The organism is Pseudomonas sp. HS6 (assembly GCF_023375815.1).
Classification (GTDB): domain Bacteria; phylum Pseudomonadota; class Gammaproteobacteria; order Pseudomonadales; family Pseudomonadaceae; genus Aquipseudomonas.
Genome location: NZ_CP067412.1, coordinates 1,894,948 through 1,914,906 on the forward strand (window position 1 = coordinate 1,894,948; position 19,959 = coordinate 1,914,906).

At 60.8% G+C, this 19,959-nt stretch carries 23 protein-coding genes; 11 read left to right on the top strand and 12 right to left on the bottom strand.

The genetic code is table 11. The features are described 5' to 3' along the window. Positions 1-110: 110 nt before the first annotated feature. Both JJN09_RS08700 and JJN09_RS08705 read right to left on the bottom strand, forming a co-directional pair. Positions 111-779 (bottom strand): HAD family hydrolase, encoded by a 669-nt coding sequence (locus JJN09_RS08700; protein ID WP_249486826.1) that lies wholly within the window; start codon positions 777-779, stop codon positions 111-113. Between the two features lie 64 nt (positions 780-843). Next, entirely contained in the window at positions 844-1,257 is a 414-nt protein-coding gene (locus JJN09_RS08705) for a response regulator (RefSeq protein WP_249486827.1), read from the bottom strand. Between the two features lie 189 nt (positions 1,258-1,446). Here JJN09_RS08705 and JJN09_RS08710 point away from each other — a divergent pair, with 189 nt between their 5' ends. Further along, positions 1,447-2,388, top strand: a complete 942-nt coding sequence (locus JJN09_RS08710) for a class I SAM-dependent methyltransferase (protein ID WP_249486829.1) — start codon at positions 1,447-1,449, stop codon at positions 2,386-2,388. 5 nt (positions 2,389-2,393) lie between these two features. On the opposite strand, the gene JJN09_RS08715 is transcribed toward JJN09_RS08710, so the two are convergent. Then, positions 2,394-3,167 carry a helix-turn-helix transcriptional regulator gene (locus JJN09_RS08715; RefSeq protein WP_249486831.1) on the bottom strand — a complete coding sequence of 258 codons (774 nt, stop codon included), beginning with the start codon at positions 3,165-3,167 and terminating at the stop codon, positions 2,394-2,396. 111 nt (positions 3,168-3,278) lie between these two features. Between JJN09_RS08715 and JJN09_RS08720 the strand changes: the two genes are divergently transcribed. Further along, positions 3,279-4,382: a polyamine ABC transporter substrate-binding protein gene (locus JJN09_RS08720; RefSeq protein WP_192558367.1), complete on the top strand. Its 1,104-nt coding sequence runs from the start codon at positions 3,279-3,281 to the stop codon at positions 4,380-4,382. Positions 4,383-4,409: 27 nt separating this feature from the next. Then, positions 4,410-5,528, top strand: coding sequence for a P1 family peptidase (locus JJN09_RS08725; RefSeq protein WP_249486833.1), 1,119 nt, complete (start codon positions 4,410-4,412; stop codon positions 5,526-5,528). Between the two features lie 18 nt (positions 5,529-5,546). Here JJN09_RS08725 and JJN09_RS08730 read toward each other — a convergent pair whose 3' ends face one another. Continuing rightward, positions 5,547-6,131: an NAD(P)H-dependent oxidoreductase gene (locus JJN09_RS08730; protein ID WP_249486835.1), complete on the bottom strand. Its 585-nt coding sequence runs from the start codon at positions 6,129-6,131 to the stop codon at positions 5,547-5,549. 100 nt (positions 6,132-6,231) lie between these two features. On the opposite strand from JJN09_RS08730, the gene JJN09_RS08735 reads away from it, so the two are divergent. After that, the gene (locus tag JJN09_RS08735; protein ID WP_249486837.1) at positions 6,232-6,864 is read left to right on the top strand and encodes a TetR/AcrR family transcriptional regulator; all 633 of its coding nucleotides are present in this window, start codon (positions 6,232-6,234) and stop codon (positions 6,862-6,864) included. A 192-nt stretch (positions 6,865-7,056) separates the two neighbouring features. On the opposite strand, the gene JJN09_RS08740 is transcribed toward JJN09_RS08735, so the two are convergent. Continuing rightward, positions 7,057-7,683 (bottom strand): TetR/AcrR family transcriptional regulator, encoded by a 627-nt coding sequence (locus JJN09_RS08740; RefSeq protein WP_249486838.1) that lies wholly within the window; start codon positions 7,681-7,683, stop codon positions 7,057-7,059. Between the two features lie 163 nt (positions 7,684-7,846). Here JJN09_RS08740 and JJN09_RS08745 point away from each other — a divergent pair, with 163 nt between their 5' ends. Further along, on the top strand, positions 7,847-8,287 hold the full coding sequence (locus tag JJN09_RS08745) for a hotdog fold domain-containing protein (protein WP_249486841.1): 441 nt from the start codon (positions 7,847-7,849) through the stop codon (positions 8,285-8,287). A 72-nt stretch (positions 8,288-8,359) separates the two neighbouring features. Here the strand turns inward: JJN09_RS08745 and JJN09_RS08750 are convergent, their stop codons facing one another. Then, positions 8,360-9,046 (bottom strand): GNAT family N-acetyltransferase, encoded by a 687-nt coding sequence (locus JJN09_RS08750; protein WP_249486843.1) that lies wholly within the window; start codon positions 9,044-9,046, stop codon positions 8,360-8,362. Positions 9,047-9,229: 183 nt separating this feature from the next. On the opposite strand from JJN09_RS08750, the gene JJN09_RS08755 reads away from it, so the two are divergent. Both JJN09_RS08755 and JJN09_RS08760 read left to right on the top strand, forming a co-directional pair. After that, on the top strand, positions 9,230-9,553 hold the full coding sequence (locus JJN09_RS08755; protein ID WP_249486846.1) for a YXWGXW repeat-containing protein: 324 nt from the start codon (positions 9,230-9,232) through the stop codon (positions 9,551-9,553). Between the two features lie 42 nt (positions 9,554-9,595). Continuing rightward, complete coding sequence (locus JJN09_RS08760) at positions 9,596-9,808, top strand: YXWGXW repeat-containing protein (protein WP_192558374.1); 213 nt, start codon at positions 9,596-9,598, stop codon at positions 9,806-9,808. Between the two features lie 6 nt (positions 9,809-9,814). On the opposite strand, the gene JJN09_RS08765 is transcribed toward JJN09_RS08760, so the two are convergent. Continuing rightward, positions 9,815-10,372, bottom strand: a complete 558-nt coding sequence (locus JJN09_RS08765) for a YceI family protein (protein WP_249486848.1) — start codon at positions 10,370-10,372, stop codon at positions 9,815-9,817. 54 nt (positions 10,373-10,426) lie between these two features. After that, positions 10,427-11,332, bottom strand: coding sequence for a LysR family transcriptional regulator (locus tag JJN09_RS08770; protein WP_249486850.1), 906 nt, complete (start codon positions 11,330-11,332; stop codon positions 10,427-10,429). A gap of 120 nt (positions 11,333-11,452) precedes the next feature. On the opposite strand from JJN09_RS08770, the gene JJN09_RS08775 reads away from it, so the two are divergent. Beyond that, complete coding sequence (locus JJN09_RS08775) at positions 11,453-12,889, top strand: amidase (RefSeq protein ID WP_249486852.1); 1,437 nt, start codon at positions 11,453-11,455, stop codon at positions 12,887-12,889. Between the two features lie 84 nt (positions 12,890-12,973). Here the strand turns inward: JJN09_RS08775 and JJN09_RS08780 are convergent, their stop codons facing one another. Both JJN09_RS08780 and JJN09_RS08785 read right to left on the bottom strand, forming a co-directional pair. Further along, complete coding sequence (locus tag JJN09_RS08780; protein ID WP_249486854.1) at positions 12,974-14,329, bottom strand: MATE family efflux transporter; 1,356 nt, start codon at positions 14,327-14,329, stop codon at positions 12,974-12,976. A 162-nt stretch (positions 14,330-14,491) separates the two neighbouring features. Next, the gene (locus tag JJN09_RS08785) at positions 14,492-15,265 is read right to left on the bottom strand and encodes a hypothetical protein (RefSeq protein ID WP_249486856.1); all 774 of its coding nucleotides are present in this window, start codon (positions 15,263-15,265) and stop codon (positions 14,492-14,494) included. Positions 15,266-15,424: 159 nt separating this feature from the next. Here JJN09_RS08785 and JJN09_RS08790 point away from each other — a divergent pair, with 159 nt between their 5' ends. Continuing rightward, positions 15,425-15,994, top strand: coding sequence for a chorismate mutase (locus JJN09_RS08790; protein ID WP_249486858.1), 570 nt, complete (start codon positions 15,425-15,427; stop codon positions 15,992-15,994). A 124-nt stretch (positions 15,995-16,118) separates the two neighbouring features. Beyond that, positions 16,119-16,559 (top strand): phage infection protein, encoded by a 441-nt coding sequence (locus tag JJN09_RS08795; RefSeq protein WP_249486860.1) that lies wholly within the window; start codon positions 16,119-16,121, stop codon positions 16,557-16,559. Between the two features lie 72 nt (positions 16,560-16,631). Here JJN09_RS08795 and JJN09_RS08800 read toward each other — a convergent pair whose 3' ends face one another. Then, positions 16,632-16,967, bottom strand: a complete 336-nt coding sequence (locus JJN09_RS08800) for a hypothetical protein (RefSeq protein WP_108591262.1) — start codon at positions 16,965-16,967, stop codon at positions 16,632-16,634. 172 nt (positions 16,968-17,139) lie between these two features. Between JJN09_RS08800 and JJN09_RS08805 the strand changes: the two genes are divergently transcribed. After that, positions 17,140-18,819 carry a sensor domain-containing diguanylate cyclase gene (locus tag JJN09_RS08805; protein ID WP_249486862.1) on the top strand — a complete coding sequence of 560 codons (1,680 nt, stop codon included), beginning with the start codon at positions 17,140-17,142 and terminating at the stop codon, positions 18,817-18,819. Between the two features lies 1 nt (position 18,820). On the opposite strand, the gene JJN09_RS08810 is transcribed toward JJN09_RS08805, so the two are convergent. After that, positions 18,821-19,909, bottom strand: a complete 1,089-nt coding sequence (locus tag JJN09_RS08810; protein ID WP_249486864.1) for a polyamine ABC transporter substrate-binding protein — start codon at positions 19,907-19,909, stop codon at positions 18,821-18,823. Positions 19,910-19,959 lie beyond the last annotated feature (50 nt).

The following is a 19,959-nucleotide window of genomic DNA, read 5'->3' on the forward strand; positions in this document are numbered from 1 at the left end:
ATCCCCTGTGGGAGCGAGCTTGCTCGCGAAAGCGTCATGCCGGCCACCACATGCGTAAACTGGCAAATCGCCTTCGCGAGCAAGCTCGCTCCCACAATTTTGTATGCCAGTCAGAGTGGTTGCAGGCGCAATTGGCCGTCGCTGTCGATGCTCAGCGCTATATCGAAGTAACTGGCAATCGTCGCGTGTGGGGTTTCAATCGGATGCTGGTGAGTCGCGGTGATGATCATCAACGGCGCACCGGCCGCTTCCGCCGCCTGAATACCGACAGTCGCGTCTTCGAAAATCAGGCAATCGGCCGGTTCCAGTCCCAGACGTTTAGCGGCCAGTCGATAGCCGGCCGGATCAGGTTTACCCGCCGTCACGTCTTCAGCAGTGATCATCACCGCAGGCTCCGGAATCCCCGCCGCCGCCATCCGCCGCAGCGCCAGATCCCGTGGCGCCGAGGTCACCATGGCCCAGCGATCTGCCGGCAACGACTTGAGAAACGCGGCTGCACCCGGGATCTCGACGATGCCTTCGACGTCTTCGATTTCCGCCTCGGTGATGAACGCCGCTTGCGCCTCGGCGTCCACGCCCGGCAGGTTTAGGCGAGTGATGGTATCGATGGCGCGCACGCCGTGGATGGTCGGCAGGAACGTTTCGACATCCACGCCATGACGCTCGGCCCAGGCAGCCCAGATCCGCTCGGCGGCGGCGATGGAGTTAAGGACGGTACCGTCCATGTCGAACAGGAACGCGCCGAACGCGCGATTGAAAACAGCATCGTAAGCAGACAAGAGGTTCGCATCCTTAGGCAGAGCCGGGCAAATGTGCCCGGCAATGTAGCATTTGCCGAAGGCTTCAGTGCAGGCGCGATGCCTTGGATTTGAAGGCGCCGTCCACGCAATCAAGCAACTGGCCGATGGCCCAGGGTTTCTTGATGAACGCCACTGGATGGCGGACGCCGGAGGTCTCCGGCGTTTCATAACCGGACATGACCATCACCGGTTTTTCTGGCCAGCGCTCGCCGACCAGATTGGCCAGGTCCGCGCCGTTGAGGGTACCGGGCATGGTGATGTCGGTGAGCAGCAGCGCGACTTCCGGCGCGTGTTCTTCCAGGTATCGCGACGCCGCATCGGCACTGGTCTGCGGCTCGACCTTGAAACCTTCCTCCTGAAGAATTTCGCACAGAAACTCCAGAATCAACGGATCGTCCTCAACCACCAGAATCAACCCGCCAGAAAGGTGCGCGCTCGCCGTCGGAATTGGGCACATGAACTGACACTCCCTGAACAACATGAACATTTTCAGCGGATTGAATCCGCTACTTATCTGGTATGAGCAGCGCCTTCTATAGAAATTCATTTTTGATACAGGTCTTTTCGATAACAGCCGGTAGACAGACAGTCGCAAGCGCGCAATTGCGGTTAAAATACGCGCCCTTTTGCTGGCCGATCCCGATTGATGAACCCTGAAGCCCTCGCCGTTCTCCACGCCCACCTGCTCACCGCGCTGACTTCGGCGCCGGCCGAAACCCGGCGCCTGTTCCATGGCCGTGGGCGTTGCTGGCCGGGGCTGGAGCAGCTCACCGTGGACTGGCTGCAAGGCGTGGTGCTGGTGTCGCTGTTCAAGGAACCCGAGGCTTCGCAACTGGAAGACCTCAAGCGCCTGTTGCTGGAGATCACCGGTTCAGCGCCATGGCAGCAGTCCGGCGCTCACACCCTGCTGATCCAGCACCGTTACCTGCCGCAAAGCACCGCCGAATGGCTGCTGGGCGAAGAGATCGACGAGATGACCATCGTCGAGGGCGGCCTGAAATACCGCGTGGACCTGGGCCGCAAGCAGAACGCCGGGCTGTTCCTCGATATGCGTTACGGGCGCAACTGGGTGCGCGAGCAGTCCGCCGGTAAACGGGTGCTGAACCTGTTCGCCTACACCTGCGGCTTTTCGGTGGCAGCCATCGAGGGCGGTGCCAGCCATGTGGTCAACCTCGACATGTCCCGCGCTGCGCTGAGCCGGGGCCGCGACAACCACCGTCTTAACGGGCATGACCTGAGCAAGGTGAGTTTCCTCGGCCATGACCTGTTCAAGTCCTGGGGCAAGGTCATCAACAGCGGCCCGTATGACCTGGTGATCATCGACCCGCCGTCGTTCCAGAAAGGCAGTTTCCTGCTGACCAAGGATTACCAGCGCGTATTGCGCCGCCTGCCGGAACTGCTGACAGCACAGGGCACGGTGCTTGCCTGCATGAACGATCCGGCGTTCGGTTCGGACTTCCTGATTGATGGCGTGACCCAAGAGGCGCCGAGCCTGCGCTTCGAACAGCGGCTGGAAAACCCGCCGGAGTTTCCGGATGTCGACCCGGAAAGCGGTCTGAAGGCGCTGCTGTTCAAGCAGGTCGGCTGATCCGCTCAACGCGGGCGCAATACCAGCGCAAACAACTCGCCATGCCCGGTGACGTTGAGCTTGTGATAGAGGTTGCGCCGATGCACCTTCACGGTCTCCGGCGAAATGTTCATGTGCTGGGCGATGGCTTTGCTCGAGAAGCCCTGAAGAATCAGGCGCGCCGTATCGATTTCGCGCGCGGTCAGCCGCGCGTCGAAACGGTCCAGCAGCGCCGCCAGATCGCCGACCGGCGCCTCGACGGCCGCCCCTTGCGGCGGCATCAACTGCACATGTCGGCGCATCGCTGACAACACCCAGTCCCGCACACAGAGCAAACGCCCCTGCTCCTGCAAGCCGAACGCCGTCGCCCGGCCCATCGACAAGCCGAGCACGCCGTCGTCGAGGTTGACCATGAATTGCAGTTCATCCGCGCCGACCACCGAGCGGAAGTAGCTCAGGTAGTACTCGCTGTGCAGAAACTGGTCCGGCGCCACGGACGCCAGGCTGTGCAAACCGTCGGCGACCCCGGCGACGGCGGCCTGATAGAACGGATCGAGCAGGTACATGCCGGCACAGTAACCGGCCAGTTCTTCCTGTTCGTCGGCGCGGCCCTGGCTGTCGACGTCGATCAGCAATTGCGGCGGGCGCCCCGTCTGCATCACCGCCACCAGCGCATTGTCCAGCGGCACCAGCAACCGCAAGGTATCGACCAGCGCCCGCCAGAAACCGTCCTGGCCGATGCCGGCGAACACCCGCGACAGGCTCTGATGCACCGGTAACTCCTGCAGCAACGCGTCCACGCTCTACCCCTTTTGAGTAACCCATGATGGGAATGGGTCTGGCGCGGCCCGCCCGATAGGCTGACCACTCCTGTTCATCACCGGCCTGCCGCAGGCCAGGAGTGCCGCATCATGCGTTGTCACCGTGGGTATATCAACCTGGGCCTGGCGGGCGTCGTGTCCGTCGCACTGACCGCTCAAGCAGCCGATGCGCCGAGCGTGCATGTCTACAACTGGTACGACTACATCGGCCCGAACACCCTGCATGATTTCAAGCGCGACAGCGGCATCGAACCGGTCTACGACACCTTCGACAGCGCCGAGGTGCTGGAAGGCAAGCTGATGACCAGCCACAGCGGCTACGACGTGGTGGTGGCGAGCAACTTCAGCCTGCCGACCCTGATCAAGGCCGGCGCCCTCGCCCCGTTGCCCCGTAATCAGTTGCCGGGCTGGAAGAATCTCGACAACGACCTGCTGAGCAAACTGGCCAACAATGATCCCGGTAACCAGTACGCCGTGCCGTATCTGTGGGGCACCAACGGCATTGGCTACAACGTCGACAAGGTGCGCGCCGTACTGGGCGACAAGGCGCCGGTGGATTCCTGGGACCTTGTGTTCAAGGAAGAGAACCTGGCCAAGCTCGGCGAATGCGGCGTGGCGATGCTCGATTCGCCATCGGAAATGCTCCCGGTCGCGTTGCACTATCTCGGCCTGCCGCCGAACAGCACCAACGCCGAGGACTATCAGAAAGCCGAAGCGCTGCTGCTGAAACTGCGCCCGCACATTGCCTACTTCAACTCCTCGAAATTCATCAGTGATCTGTCCAACGGCAACATCTGCGTGGCGGTCGGCTGGTCGGGCGCGATGCTCGAAGCCAAGACCAACGCCGAGCAGGCCGGCAACGGCGTGAAGATCCAGTACAGCCTGCCGAAGGAAGGCGCGCCGGTGTGGTTTGACACGCTGGTACTGCTCAAGGACGCGCCGCATCCGACCCAGGGCCTGGCGTTCATCGACTACCTGCTGCGGCCCGATGTGATTGCGCCGGTCAGCGATCACCTGTCCTACCCCAACGGCAACCGTGCTGCCACCGCGCTGGTCGCCGAAGCCACCCGTGACAACCCGGCGGTGTATCCGTCTGCAACGGCGATGGCCACGTTGTTCACCCTCGAGCCCCTGCCCAAAGCCACCGAACGGGTGCGCACGCGGGTCTGGAGCAAGGTCAAGAACGGCCAATAATCAAAAATGAACAGAGAACAAAACACCATGAAACCAAGAGCCCGCGACCTCGACATCCGCATCGGCCAACTGCAGCCCGGCCCGCTCAATGCCATCACCGACGTGCCCGGCGTACGGGTCGGCCACAGCAATGTGCGTGGTCAAAGCGCCGCCGGACGCGACATCTGCACCGGCGTCACCCTGATCGAACCTCGCGCAGGTTCGACCAACGCGCAACCATGCTTTGCCGGCGTTCACGTACTCAACGGCAACGGTGATGCCACCGGACTGGAATGGATACGCGAGGCCGGCCTGCTGACCAGCCCGATCGCCTTCACCAACACCCACAGCCTAGGCGTGGTCCGCGATGCCTTGATCGAGCTGGATCGCGCGCAGCAACCGGACGATGGTCGCCTCTACTGGAACATGCCGGTGGTGCTGGAAACCTTCGATGGTTTGCTCAACGACATCAACGGCTTTCACGTGAAGCCCGAACACGTGGCCGAGGCCATGGGCAATGCAGTCGATGGGCCAGTGCAGGAAGGTGCAGTGGGCGGTGGCAGCGGCATGATCTGCCATGAATTCAAGGGTGGGATCGGCAGCGCATCGCGCCGATTGAGTAAGGCTCAGGGCGGCTGGACGGTGGGCGCCATCGTTCAGGCCAACCACGGGATTCGCAGCGAACTGCGGGTCGACGGCTACCCGGTGGGGCGCTACATGGAACAGGTGGACTCACCGTTCCTGCGGGCTTCGTTGCCGCATCCGGGCATGGGTTCGATCGTGGTGTGCCTGGCCACCGATGCGCCGTTATTGCCGCATCAATGCACGCGGCTGGCGCAACGGGCGAGCCTCGGTCTGGCGCGTACTGGCGGCGGTAACGAAGATCACAGCGGCGACATTTTCATCGCCTTCGCCACCGGCAACGGCCACATCCCGCCCGCCGCCTATGAAGGCAAAGGCGCGTCGACCTGTGACGGCTTGCGGATGGTCAACAACGACCACATCAGCGAGCTGTTTCTGGCGGCGACCGAAGCGGTTGAAGAAGCAATCATCAACGCCTTGCTTGCCAGCGACAGCACCGAAGGCAACGGGCATTCGGTGCCGGGGCTGGATGCCGCGACCTTGCTCGCCGCTCTGGATAAAGCAGGCTGGCCCGGCGCTCGCTGAAACTGTTCCCAAAGACCTTTAGCGGAACAACCCAAGTCCGAGTTCGTGTGCTGCCTGCAACTGCACCGCAGGGTCGCGCAACTCGGACTCCAGCAACAACGCCGAGCCCGCCACCGTCGCCCCGCAATAATCGAAAATACCGTGATCGATCTGCGCCTTCATCGCCGCGCCGTAGCCGTGGCGTTCGTAGGTCCGTGCATCCGCCCCGCCGAGTGCGACCAGTTGCACACGCAGTCGTCCGAGCTTCTTCAGGGTCGAATCGCCGTCGAAATCAAACGCCCAGCCATTGCTGAACACCCGGTCGATCCAGCCCTTGAGCAGCGCCGGCATCGACCACCAGAACACCGGATACACCAGCACCAGCGCATCGGCGCGGTCGATGCGTGCCTGCTCGGTCAAGACGTCCGCAGGCGGTGCGGATTCACGGTGATGCACCGCCCAGTCGGCCACGCCAAAGCACGGATCGAATTCTTCGGCATGCAGATCAGCGATGTCGAACGTGTTGGACGGATCGCGCTGCGACAGACCTTTGGCAATCTGCTGCGCCAGCGCATGGGTCAGCGAACGGGGGTCGTCATGAGCCACAACAATCAATGCGTGCATGGGGAAATCTCCGGTTGGTGATTACTGACCAAGGGCTTATCCTTCCGATAAGTTACACTTGGTAAGTTACCTTCAGTAAGTTACGTTTGGTATATAAGCAATGTCAACCACTGAAATCCCCGAACCCGCACAACCTCGTCGACGCCTGTCCCGGGAAGACCGCCAGCGCCAATTGCTCGACATGGCCTGGCAATTGATTCGCGAAGAAGGCACCGATGCCCTGACCCTGGGTTATCTGGCGGAAAAAGCTGGCGTGACCAAACCGGTGGTCTACGACCACTTCACCACCCGCGCCGGTTTACTGGCTGCGCTGTATCAGGATTTCGACAGGCGCCAGACCGCGCTGATGGATGTTGCGCTAGGCAATTGCGAGGCGACGTTGAACGGCACCGCCTCGGTGATCGCCACGGCTTATGTCGACTGCGTGTTGACTCAAGGCAACGAGATTCCGGGGGTGATTGCCGCACTGGCCAGCACGCCGGAACTGGAGAAGATCAAGCGCGAGTACGAGGCGATTTTTCTGGAGAAGTGCCGCAACGTGCTGTCGCCTTTCGCTGACGGGGGCAACATTACCCAGGCAGGATTACGCGCCATGCTCGGCGCCGCCGAGGCCTTGTCTCAAGCGGCGGCGACCGAAGAAATCAGCGCCGCGCAGGCCCGTAATGAGCTGTTTGCAACGATTGCCGCGATGGTCGGAAGAGCCGCCGCCAGCGCCGCAAAAGCAAGTGACTGACGGTACTTGAGACCGCCGCCGTACCTTCCTAGGATGGAGGTACGCAGTCGCTTGGTTCGCCCAACCGCTGCGTAGGTGCAGGTGCCCTGAACCCCAATCAAGCCTGCACTTTGTTTCACGCGCATCTTGAGCCTCACGGGCTCTACTCCTCCCTATCAAAGAGTCTTGAGGCTCTTTTTTTGTCTCTGAAAATCAGTCTTCAGGTTCGCAGCGAATCGAACGCCACGTGGCCTGAGCCAGCAACTCACGATAAGCCTTCGGACTGCCCTTCACCCGCCCGGACAACCACGCCCGACAATAGCTGTCCGCCTGTCCGACGATCAGCGACGGCAGCAGTTCAGCGGGACACTCATTGAGTTCGGCGGCGCGCCCGGGCTCACTCAACCAGGTGCGCAGACTCAGATTGCGCGTCTTGTTGCGGGCGGCCAGTTCGTCCTTGTGCGGGCCCCGGGTCACGGCATAACGCGCGTGATACTGGAACCGCGCCCATTCCGGCTGGTTCTCGACCCAATCCACATAGCTGAAGACCAACGCCTGCACACCTTCCTCGGTGCTCGTCGCGTCGGCCAGATAGGCATCACGCAAGCGCGCCTGATCCTCCAGAGCGGTGAAAAACAACGCGGCCACCAGCCCTTCCTTGTTGCCGAAATGGTGATAGATCGCGCCGACGCTGGTGTCGCACTCGGCGCGGATCATTTCGATGGTGGTGGCCTCGATCCCCTGCTCGTTGAACAGGCGCAAGGCCTTGCGAAAGATGTCGCGCTTGAGTTCGGCCCGGCGGCCGGGGTAGCTGCGCTCGAGTAGATCTGTGGTGTCCATGGGGTTGAAGGCCTTGTAAATCCGGTTGAAAGGCACGGCCGTGCCGGTAATCGAAACGCGCCTAGGTTGACAGATTTCCCACGGACAGAATACCGTTCCGTTACAGAACAATATTCTCTATCGGAACATAATTCTGTAAATCCCCTAATCGCGAGGCTTCACCATGAGTCAGTTTCTCAGCATGTTCACCAGCGCAGGCCCACAAGCGTTCAGCCAGATGGCCTGTCAGGTCGCGCCGTATTTCAGCACTATCAATCCGCTGGTCACCGAGCTGCGAGCAGGTTCGGCGACGGTGCAGGTGCCGTTTCGCCGCGAGATCACCAACCACCTCGGCACCGTACACGCCATCGCCATGTGCAACGCCGCCGAACTGGCGGCCGGGATGATGACCGACGTTTCGATTCCCGCCGGCGCTCGCTGGATTCCAAAAGGCATGACCGTCGAGTATCTGGCCAAGGCCAAATCCGATGTGACCGCCGTGGCCAATGGCGAAGGGCTGGACTGGCAGACCGAAGGCGACAAGATCGTGCCGGTGGACATCCACGACGCCGAGGGCAAAAAAGTGTTCACGGCGCGAATCACCATGAACGTGAAGCTGTCCTGAAATCCCAGGCACAAAAAAGCCCTTGTTGCCGTCGTTGCAACAAGGGCTTTTTGCCATTCGCCAGACGCAGGATCAGTGAACGGTCAGACGCTGGCGGACAAACTCTTCGGTGTGACGCGTGACTTGATCCAGATGCCGGTCGCGCTGTTTTTCGGCATCGACCATCGCCCGCTTGCCGTGTTTTTGCAGCAGGTAGGTGTGGATCTGCTGCACTTCGAGCGAACGGTAGATCGGCGTGGTGTCGATAAAACCGCGCAAGCCGTTGCTGCGGTAATGCCGGGTACTCATCAGCACCTGAGTCTCCAACTGGCCCAGCACTTCAAAGCCCAGCGCCTCGAAATACGGGACTTTACCCACGCTGCACGTCAACTCGGCATGGGGGTAGCGCGTCACCATGTCGGCGATCAACGCGCGGGCCACACCCTGACGGCGGTACGGCTGCTGCACCGCCAGATAGGCCACGTTGCACGCCTCCCAATCGCCCTGCACCGGCAAGTACAACAGGAAGCCGATCACCTGCTCCGGGTCTTCGTCCTCGGTAGCCACCAGCAGTTCCACCTCGGTGCCCTTCTCGCCGTTCAATGCCTCCAGATACAAATGCACCTCGTAGCCAACCGCGTACTGATAGACGTTGTACAGCAGGTTACTCGGGCCGAGACCGATCGCGCTGATGTCGGTCAGGTAGTCGACCACCATTTGCAGAATTTGGCTGTTGACGTCTTCGGGGCACGGGGATTTGTAGTGGGTGATGCGGGGCATGGCGGGTGAACTCCGGCGGTAAAACACAAGCTGCCGGGCGGGTTGAGCGACCGGCGAACCGCGACATCATACCCTGTGCAAGCCTGACAAAAATTTCATCTGCCCGAGAACGGATCTTTCGCCGATCTGGCGTCCAATTCTTCAGCTGCGTTCATTTCCCGACGCAGGCCCTGAGGAGTTGTCATGAACGTTCTGCGTTCCCTGTTCAAATGGCGAAAAGCCCTGCTGCTGGTGCCGCTGACGCTGGCCGCGATGGCCAGCACACCTGTCTTTGCCCAGCCAGAAATCATCATCCGTGAAGCCCCGCCGCCCATGCGCATGGAACCGATGCCAGGTCCACGGCCCGGTTATGCCTGGGATCAGGGCCACTGGCGCTGGGAAGGTCGAGGTTACGCCTGGGTGCCCGGCCATTGGCAACCGGTGCGTCACGGCGCTCGCTGGAAACCGGGCCACTGGCAGGCCCGCGGGCCGAACTGGTACTGGATTGAAGGTCATTGGGTGCGTTGATTGCTCGCCTGCCCGCCCACGTCGTCCACCAGGAACATCGTCATGTCGAAAACCATAAAAACCTTGCTCGCTGCCTCACTCGTGGCAATCACCCTGTCGGGCTGCGTCGTAGAACCGGTGCGCCCGCATCGGCCACCACCGATCGTCGAAGTGGTCCCGGTGATGCCTGCGCCGGGCTATCACTGGGTTGCCGGCCATTATCGTTGGGCCGGCAACCAATGGCGCTGGGTGCCGGGGCATTGGCGGGCGTATTGAGGCCGGTCACTGCGCCGGTGCAACCACCTTGAACTTGATCGCGATGTCGTTCGAAACCACGGTGTCGGCCCACTCACCGGCACCGAGGCCGAATGCGTCGCGCTTGAGCACGAGCTCACCGTCGAAGATGCCAATGTTGCTGTCCGGTTTCAGTTGCACCGGCACCTGCACTTCACGGGTGACACCTTTGAGCGTGAGTCGGCCGGCGATCAGGTAATGGTTTTCATCGACCCGACTGAAACGGGTTGATTCGAACACTGCCGTCGGAAACTTTTGCGTATCGAACCACGCCGGTTTCACCAGCTCGCTGTTGGCGTCTTCGCTGCCGGCGTCGATGCTGGTGAGGTCGATGTGCAACGTGGTGCGGGCGTTGCTCAAATTTGCAGTGTCGAAATCCAGCGTCGCATCGAACTTGCCGAACGTGCCGTACATCCTCGAACCCATCTGGTTGTAGGTGAAACTGATCTGGCTTGCGGTGGTGTTGACTCGGGTGTACTCCACCGCCTGCGCCGCCGGCATGACGATCAGGCAACACACAGCAGCCAACAACAATCGAATCGACATGGGATGCTCCGGTGCCTCGGTGGGTCTCGACTGACTTAAGCAAACATCGGGCGCTTACGCCACTCCGTCCGGCATGTGCGCCTTCAGGTAACCAATCAACGCCGTCACCTTGGGCGATGGCAGGTGCTCGCGAGCCGTGACCGCGTTGAGATCCTGTGGCGGACCGATCCACTCTGGCAGAACCCGGATCAGGCGTCCCGCCTGCACATCGGTTTTCATGCTCTGGTCCATCGCCAGGCTCAGCCCTTCGCCTGCCAGCAACGCGTCGTGCAACAGCGCCGGGTCGTTGGCGAGGATGCTGGGTTCGACACGATAGTCTCTCAGCCGCGCCCCTTCCCGGCGTAGCGGCCAGACATAACCGACATCGCGCCGGGCTTGATGCAGCGTCAACGTTTGATGGTGAAGCAATTCTTCCGGAGTTTGCGGCGTACCGTGATGCGCGAGGTATTGCGGAGCTGCGTAAATGCCCGTAGGAAAACTGGCCAGCCGCCGGGCGATCAGACTCGAGTCCGGCAATGCTCCCAGCCGCAGCGCCACGTCGATCTCCTCGCCCACCAGATCCATCGGTACATGGGAGGCCAGAATTTCCAGACGAATTTCCGGGTACGCCTGACGAAAGCCCGCCAGCAACGGTGCAAACCAATGCACCCCGAATGAAAACGGCACCGTTACCCGCAACCAGCCACGCGGCCCGTCACGCAATTGATGCACGGCCCGTTCGGCGTGTTTGAGGGTGTCGGCGATGGATTTGCACTGCTCGTAATACACCGCCCCTGCCTCGGTCAGGCTCAACTGGCGGGTGGTGCGGCGCAGCAGTTGCACACCGATGGCCTGCTCCAGCTCGCGCACTCGGCGGCTGACGGTGGTTTTGGGAATCTGCAAGGCGTGGGCAGCGGCGGTGAAACTGCCGAGGCGCACCACGCAGACAAACACCATCGTGTCGTTCAAATCGCGGATCATTTCGGACCTGCCTGAGAAGAATGGACTGTGCCACTCATGGCACATTTCATGCCGCGATTATGGGCTAATCAGCTGAGACCCTGCGACCTAATATCGACGCTCCCTCTCGGAGTGATACCCATGAAACTCAACGAATACGCCGAACACGATGGCATTGGTCTCGCACAGTTGGTTGCATCCGGCGCAGTCCACGCAAGAGAACTGGCCTCACTGGCCACCGAAGCGATACAGCAGATCAACCCATCGATCAACGCGATCATCGAACACTGGACGCCGACCGCGACCACTGGCAGCGGCCCGTTGGCAGGAGTGCCGTTTCTGATCAAGGATCTGGCGATCACTGCGACCGGACGACGCAATGAACTGGGCAGCCGACTCGCACAAGGTCTGGTCGCGGAAAACGATTCCAGTCTGATGCAACGCTTCAACACTGCCGGGCTGATCACCCTGGGCCGCACCACCACCCCGGAAATGGCGTTCAGCACCGAAACCGACTCCCTCCTGCAAGGCCCGACCCGCAATCCGTGGAACCCGCAGCTTTCTTCTGGTGGCTCAAGCGGTGGCGCCGGTGCGGCAGTCGCGGCGGGTATCGTGCCAATCGCCCATGCCACCGACGCGGCAGGATCGATCCGCGTTCCGGCAGCCTTCAATGGTCTGGTGGGCCTCAAACCGACGCGCGGCCGCAGCTCTCATGGGCCAATGATGGACGAGGTATTTGCCGGGTTCGGCGTTCAGTTGGGCCTGTCGCGGACGGTGCGCGACAGCGCGGCGCTGATGGATGTGGTGCAAGGCTGTGCGCCGGGAGATCCTTATTACACGGCGGCACCGGCCGAAGGTTTTCTGGCTCAGGTCGGCCGCGATCCCGGGCGATTGCGCATCGGCTTGCTCGACACGCCCTGGAACGGGGCCAGTATCGATCCCGATATCGCCGATGCCACCGCTCGTGTTGCCCGTGAACTCGAATCTCTCGGCGATCAGGTGGAAACCGTCCGCGCACCGCTCGATCTGTCGTGGGACGCCTTCGTCGAGGCCAACGCGCACATCTGGTGTGCCAGTCTGGTGCGCTGGATCGACCATCTCGCCGCTGCGACCCGGCGCCCTGTCGATCGCAGCACCCTGGAGCCGGCCACCCTCGCCTGCTACGCCTTCGGCCAGCAATCACGCGGCACAGACTTCGCCGCCGCGCTGGAGGTGCGCAACAGCATCGCCCGTCAGGTGGCCGCGTGGTTCGAGGAGATTGACGTGCTGCTGACCCCGACCCTGCCACGTCTTCCCCAGACCCTCGGCACCTATAACCACAACGCCGAAACCATGAACGGTCGGCAATGGACGGCACGGGTCTTCGAGCACTCGCCCTTCACGCCGGTGTTCAATGTCGCGGGAACCCCGGCGATTTCACTGCCGTTGGGCATGTCCGGCAGCGGCCTGCCGATAGGACTGCAATTTGCCGCACGCTTCGGCGCCGATGACCTGTTGTTGCGTCTGGCCGGGCAACTCGAACAGGCCTTGCCGTGGCAGCATCGTCGGCCATTGATTCGGGTCGGTAATCCGTACTGACACCCCTCCCGTCGCCCACAAAAAAAGGCTGTCCCTCACAGGACAGCCCTTTGCAGATCGGGCCGCTCGATCACTTGCGATCCGTCAAACCAGCCGCTCGATCTTCTGATGCTGCCAGACCAGTTTGTAGTACAGCGTCTGCAACACCAGCATCCCCAGATACGCCACCGGAAACGCCATCCACACACCCTGCAAACCAAACTGCCCGTCCAGCCAGTACGCCGCCGGCAACTGCACGCCGACCACGCAAATGATCGCGATCGCGACGGGTACCAGCACCGTGCCGCTGGCGCGCATGATCCCGCCGATGATCGCCTGAAAGCCGAAGATCAACAGGCTCCACAGCATGATGTGCAACAAGTGCTCGGCCATCACCCGGGTCGAGTCCTCGGTCAGGAACAGCCCCAGCAGCCAGTGCGACAACAGGTAACCGAGCACGATCAGGCCACCGGTCAGGCACACGTTGATCCACAATCCGGTGCGCAGGATCAGTCCCAGTCGCTCCAACCGTCCGGCACCAATCGCCTGGGCGCCGAGGATCGACGCGGTGATCGCAATCGACAGCGCCGGAAACTGCACGTAGTTGACGATCTGCGTCACCGCGCCATAGGCCGCCGTCGCCTGCGAGCCGTGCTGGTTGACCAACGTCAGAATCACCAGCTCCGACAGCGACAACACAATCATCTGCACCCCGGTCGGCAGGCCGATGCGCAATACCTTGCCGAGAATCTCGCCGTCCAGCCGCAACGCCCCGAAGAATTCCCGGTCCGGCGCCAGCGGATGGCCCTTGCGGTTCAGACTCCACGCCAGCCATGCCATCGCCGCCAGCGTACCGGCCAGCCCGGCGAACGCCGCACTCTGAATCCCCAGTTGCGGCAAGCCCAACCACCCGCGAATGAACGCCGGGGTCAGCGCCAGACCGACAACGGTCGACAGCAGCAGCGCCAGCATCGGCGACAGCGTGTCGCTCACCCCGCGCAACAACTGCGTGAACAGCACGTACACCAGCACAAACGGCAACGTCCACATCATCACGCGGGCATAGGCCACCGCGTCGTCCAGCACATCCGCCGGCGTCCCCAACCCCTGCAACGCCTGACGCGCAAACACACTGCCCAGCACCGCCGCGACCAACCCGATCAACACCCCCAACAACAGCGTCGCCCCGGCAATCGCCTTCACCATGTGCGACTCACGTGCGCCCCACGCCTGCCCGATCAACACCCCTGCCCCGGCACCCAGACCGATGACCAGCGCAATGAAGAAAAAGATGATCGGAAACATCCCCGACACCGCCGCCAGCGCCTGAGTGCCGAGCATCTGGCCGATGTAGATGCTGTTGACCGTGCCGGACATGGACTGCAGGAAATTCGACAGCACCATGGGGGCGAGGAACAGCAGGTAGGTCTTCCAGAGAGGGATTTGAGCTGGGCTTTGCATTGAAGGGAGGTCCATCTCGACTGCCGGGGACTGATTGAGGATAGCTTCGGTGAGTTCCGAGCGATGAGCAATGAACTTCTCGTGTATTGCAGAAGTTTTCATCTCTGCCCCTTGAGGCTCAACAGATTCATCCTCATCGCTGACTGTTTTTCCTCACGCCCGCTATTGCTGCTTCGGGTTTTGACTCTTTTGCTTCAGCCGTAGACCGTCTGTCTGGCACCCGGCCTCAAGTGCATGCTTCAGATCCTGTTGCGATTGAACGCTCACAGGGGACGAATAATCGGCGGCCAAATAATAGAAGCCTTCCGCACGTGCCTGCTCAGCTTCAAGCAATGTCGGTTGCGCCAGCAACCTTATCCTTGCGAATGGATCCTCATCAGCCTTGGGCGGTTCAACCGTTCGTTCATAACAGTACGCATGGCTAACGGCAAATGGGTAATACCCCAGATAGGCGTCCTCGGTATTCAACACATTACGCAAAAGTATCCGGCTCTCGTCGTAACGAGGCGTCTTGGGAATCGTGTCACTGCACTTTGCGTAAACGATGGCGCCGACCAACAGACCTTTTCTGGCGGAATCCCCATAGAGCTCGCAGGCCTTCTCACGTTTTTTTTGCAGATCGGGATTCATCGGGTCGCCGAACTCCGTCATCCGGGCTTTGTAAAATACAGCGGCGGCGTTGCCTTCCTCGATGGACTGAGCCAGATAGCGTTCAGCCTTGTTTTTGTTCTCAAGAATGTTTTCACCCACAGCTTTCGCTTTTGCCTTGTCCGGGTTGTCTTCGGTCGCCATCGACAGAAGCTCCTTCGACAGCGTCTGCCAGTCCCAGGATGCAGTCAGGTACTGATTGAATGAGTCAGTACCGGGTGGCACCGTCTCAGCAACAGCGGTGGAACACACAAAGAAAATCATCAGTGACATCAGATTGCGGTGCATCGAACCTCCTGTGTTTCTCGGAGATCACCACCGAGTCGTAAATAGGGATAAGCCTGTATCGGTCGCCAGCGAGTGAAGTTGAATGCACGTTGCAGGTGCCCTCTTCTGCATAACCGTGATAAACCGCAGGCTTGTTCATAACCATTGAGATCATGCTCCATGCCTCGCGCCTTGCGTTTATCTGCAGTCGTTCTTTTGTCTCTGTGTTCCGGCATCACTGGCGCAGCCGAGCCCTCAACTGCTCCAGAAACTCTGCAGTCATTGCTCGCAACCTTGAACGAACGCCTGAACATCGGCGACCTCGTCGCCCTGAGTAAATGGGACAGCGGCAAGCCGATCCAGGACAGTCCCCGCGAAGCCCAGGTCATCGCTAATGCCCGAACGCTGGCCACCGAGCGCAAGCTTGATCCAGAAGACGTGGCGCAGTTGATCGCCGCACAAATGGAAGCCAACAAACTGGTGCAATACGGTTTGCTCGCGAAGTGGCAAGCGGCGGGCGCCGCGCCCGACACGCCCCGCCCGGATCTGGGCAAACAGATTCGGCCGCGCCTGGATGAGCTGCAAACCCGCCTGTTGCAGCAATACGCCGACTTCACGCCCTATCGCCACGATCCGGACTGCCCGACGTGGATGGCCAAGGCGCGTAACGGTTTGACTCATGATGCGCTGCACGAGCTGGCCCTGACCCGCGCAACCGGGGAGCTATGCGTTCGAGCGACGGCCCCGTGAATCGGGGCTCCGGCATCCATCGCTGGCGTCGATAGTCACCATCACGTCAATGAAGTTCTCATAAAAAATCCCGGGCGTAAGATCGGCTCCATACCCAACAAACAACACCCCGGAGCACACGATCATGAAACGCCAAATCCTTCTCGGCATCGCTTTCTCGGTTCTCGCAGTCAACGCTTTTGCAGCCAAACCCGCTCATACCATGATCGCCGAAGGCGGTTCGGATCGTTTGATCGAACACCGTGTTGCTGAAGGTGGTTCGGATCGTCTGCAAGAACGCCGTGTTGCCGAAGGTGGCTCGGATCGTCTGCTGGAACGTCGCGTAGCTGAAGGTGGCTCGGATCGACTGCTGGAACGTCGCGTAGCTGAAGGTGGCTCGGATCGTCTGCAAGAACGTCGCGTAGCTGAAGGTGGCTCGGATCGTCTGCTGGAACGTCGCGTAGCTGAAGGTGGCTCGGACCGTCTGCAAGAACGTCGCGTAGCTGAAGGTGGCTCGGACCGTCTGCAAGAACGTCGTGTGGCCGAGGGCGGTTCGGACCGCCTGATAGAGCGCCGCGTCGCTTGATTCAACGGCTTTACCGCTAGAAAAAGAAAAGCCCGGCCTGATCAGCCGGGCTTTTTCACATCCAACCGTCGCTTACTGAGCGGTTTTCAGCTTGACCACGTCACCGGAGATCTTGGTGGTGTAGCCGGTCAGGACCCACGCCCAGAACCAGTTTTCCTGGACTTGAGTGTTGATCATGGCGTCGCCGCCCTTGGCTTTGATCGCGGCAGTCTGGGCGCGGACAAAGCGGCTGTTCTGCTGGATCGGGATTACGCCGAACAGCAGCAGGCCGGTGGCGGTTGCTTCGCTGTGGCCAATCACGGTGTATTGGCTGCTGTCGTATTGTTTGGTGTTCATCGGGGTGCCGGTGCAACCTGCCAGAACCACACCGAACAGTGCGGCGGCGACTACTTTGCTGAGGTATTTCACTTCAAGACTCCATGGGTAAAAGCCCGGGATCCATCTCTCGGGCGGCGCACACTTTACTGGAGCTAATGGCTCATTGGTATCAATCAGGAAATGTTTCATGAAGCGCCCGACTGGTGGCCCGTCCGCGATGTCGCATACCATGGCGCCACTTCAATAAAAACAGACATCGCCCATGCTCAAAGCCAGCCTGCGTAGCCACCTGACTCTCTGGTTTGCCGGTTTGTCCCTGCTGACGCTGTTGAGCGTTGGCTTCTATGTCGGCCACATCGCCACCGAACAAATGAAACAGGCCAGCGGCAATGCGCTGCTGAGCACCGCGCGGTCGGCGGCGGCATTGCTGGGTGAGCAATTGCGCGAGCGACAGCTGGAGGTCTATCTGCTCAGCCGCGCGCCGCACCTGGAACGTGGTGATCTGGATAACCCGGCGATCCTCAAATCCATGCAACTGCGCACCCAGGCTCGCGCCGAATATGCGTGGATGGGCATCACCGATGCCAACGGTCAGGTGCATCAGGCCGTCAACGGTTTACTGGTAGGCCAGTCGGTGCAACAGCGCCCGTGGTTCCAGGCGGGTCTACGCGGTGAGTACACCGGTGACCCGCACGAAGCCGTGTTGCTGGCCAAAATGCTGCCGGCACCGGCCAATGGCGAACCGCTGCGATTCATTGATTTCGCGGCCCCCATCCACAATGCCGACGGACAGGTGATCGGCGTTCTCGGTGCCCACGCGCATTGGAGTTGGGTGACGCGGATTGTCGAATCGGCGGCGCTCTCGCACAAAGGCGTCGCGCCGGACATCGAGGCGTTGATCATCGATCACGACGGCAAGGTGCTGTACCCGGAAGCACTGGTTGGCCAGCAACTGGAGGCGAACGATCCCGACTCGCCGGGGTGGACCGTCGGCAACGGTTATCTGACCAGCGCGGTGACGGTGCCGACGCCCTTGAGCACTGCGCTGTCATGGTCGATTGCCGTGCGCCAGCCGCTGGACACCGCGCTGCAACCGGCGCGCCTGCTGCTCTATAAATTGTTGCTGCTGGGGGTGATGGCGGCGGTGGTGTTTGCGTTGGTCGCCTACTACCTGGCGCTGTATCTGAGTCGCCCGATCGAGCAACTGGCACGCTCGGCCCAGCAAGTGCAGAACAACCAACCGGGGACGCGTTTTCAGTTGCAGCACCCGGTGCGGGAAATCGCCCAGCTCGGCCAGTCCATCGACAGGATGACCCAATCGCTGCTGGCCAAGGAGCGTGAGTTGCAGGAAGCCAACGCCTCGCTGGAGGCCACGGTCGCACAACGTACCGCCGCCCTCACCCAGGCCAATGAGGAACTGCTGAGTCTGGCAACACACGATGGTTTGACCGGCGCCTACAACCGTCGCCGGTTTGACGAAAAGCTCACCGAGTACAGCCTGTTGTTTCGCCGCACCGGACGGCCGTTCGCGTTATTGCTGATCGACGTCGATCACTTCAAACGAGTCAATGACACTCATGGCCACGCGGTGGGGGACGACGTACTGCGGCAACTGGCGCAGCTTATACAGATCAGCACCCGAGCCACCGATTTCGTCGCGCGCTATGGCGGTGAAGAATTTGCCGTGCTGTTGCCGGAAATCGCCAAACCGGACACCCCGGAAGTGGTCGCCGAGAAGATCCGGCGCACTATTGCCGAAGCACTGTTCCCACTGGTTGGCCCGGTTACCGTGAGCATTGGTGTCGGCCAGGCCGACCCGGCGGACAACACCCCGACAGCGCTGGTCAAACGTGCCGACCAGCAGTTGTACAAGGCGAAAGCGGCAGGCCGCAATCAAGTGGCCTGCCAACTCGCCCATCAACCCGACACCACCGCCACTTGAATCATGTATTGGTTTTCAACTTGGTCCACAACCGCGTCGTCAACCGGGCAATCGCCGCCGGCAACTCTTCCACGGTGAACAACTTGTCCATCACCTCTTTCGGCGGGTAGATCGCCAAATCCTGTTTCACGGCCGGTGTCAGGAACTCATTCGCAGCCGCGTTGGGGTTAGCGTAGTGAATGCTGTTGCTGATGTTGGCGATCACCTTGGGTTCAAGCAGGTAGTTCATGTAGGTGTAGCCGTTCTTCTCGTGGGGCGCGCTCTTGGGCATGACCACCATGTCGAACCACAACGTCGTGCCTTCGTCCGGGATCGAGTAGGCGATGTCGATACCGTTTTTCGCTTCCTTGGCACTGGCGGCTGCCTGCACCACGTCGCCGTTGAAACCGATGACCGCGCAGACGTTGCCGTTGGCCAGATCGCTGATGTACTTCGATGCATGGAAGTACTGCACGTAAGGGCGAATCTTGAACAAGGCCGCTTCGGCTTTTTTGTAATCCGCCGGTTCATGGCTGTGTGGCGGCAAGCCCAGATAGTTGAGGGTGATCGGCAACACCTGGGTCGGGTTGTCGATGATTGCCACGCCGCACTGGCTCAACTTCTTGATATTGTCCTCTTCGAAGAACATCTTCCACGAGCGAGTAACGTCCGTGTTGCCGAAGATCGCCTTGATCTTCTCGACGTTGTAACCGATGCCGGCAGTGCCCCACATGTACGGATAGCCGTATTGATTGCCCGGGTCGTTGACTTCAAGTTTCTTCATTAACAGCGGATCGAGGTTCTTCCAGTTCGGCAATTGCGACTTGTCGAGTTTCTGGATCGCGCCGGCCTTGATCAGCCGCGACAGAAAGTGGTTCGACGGGCTGACCACGTCGTAACCGGTATTGCCGGTCATCAACTTCGACTCGAGCACTTCGTTGCTGTCATGGATGTCGTAAGTGGCCTTGATACCGGTGTCTTTGGTGAAGTTGGCCAGGGTGTCGTCGGCGATGTAGCCGTTCCAGTTGGAAATGTTGACCGTTTCGTCGGCAAGAGCGCCCGCCGATGCCGTTGCGAGCAAGACTGCCAGGGAAAGTGTATTGACGCGCATGTTCTGTCACCTGAATTGAGTGGCTTTTGTTCTTGTGGGATGTGCGGAAT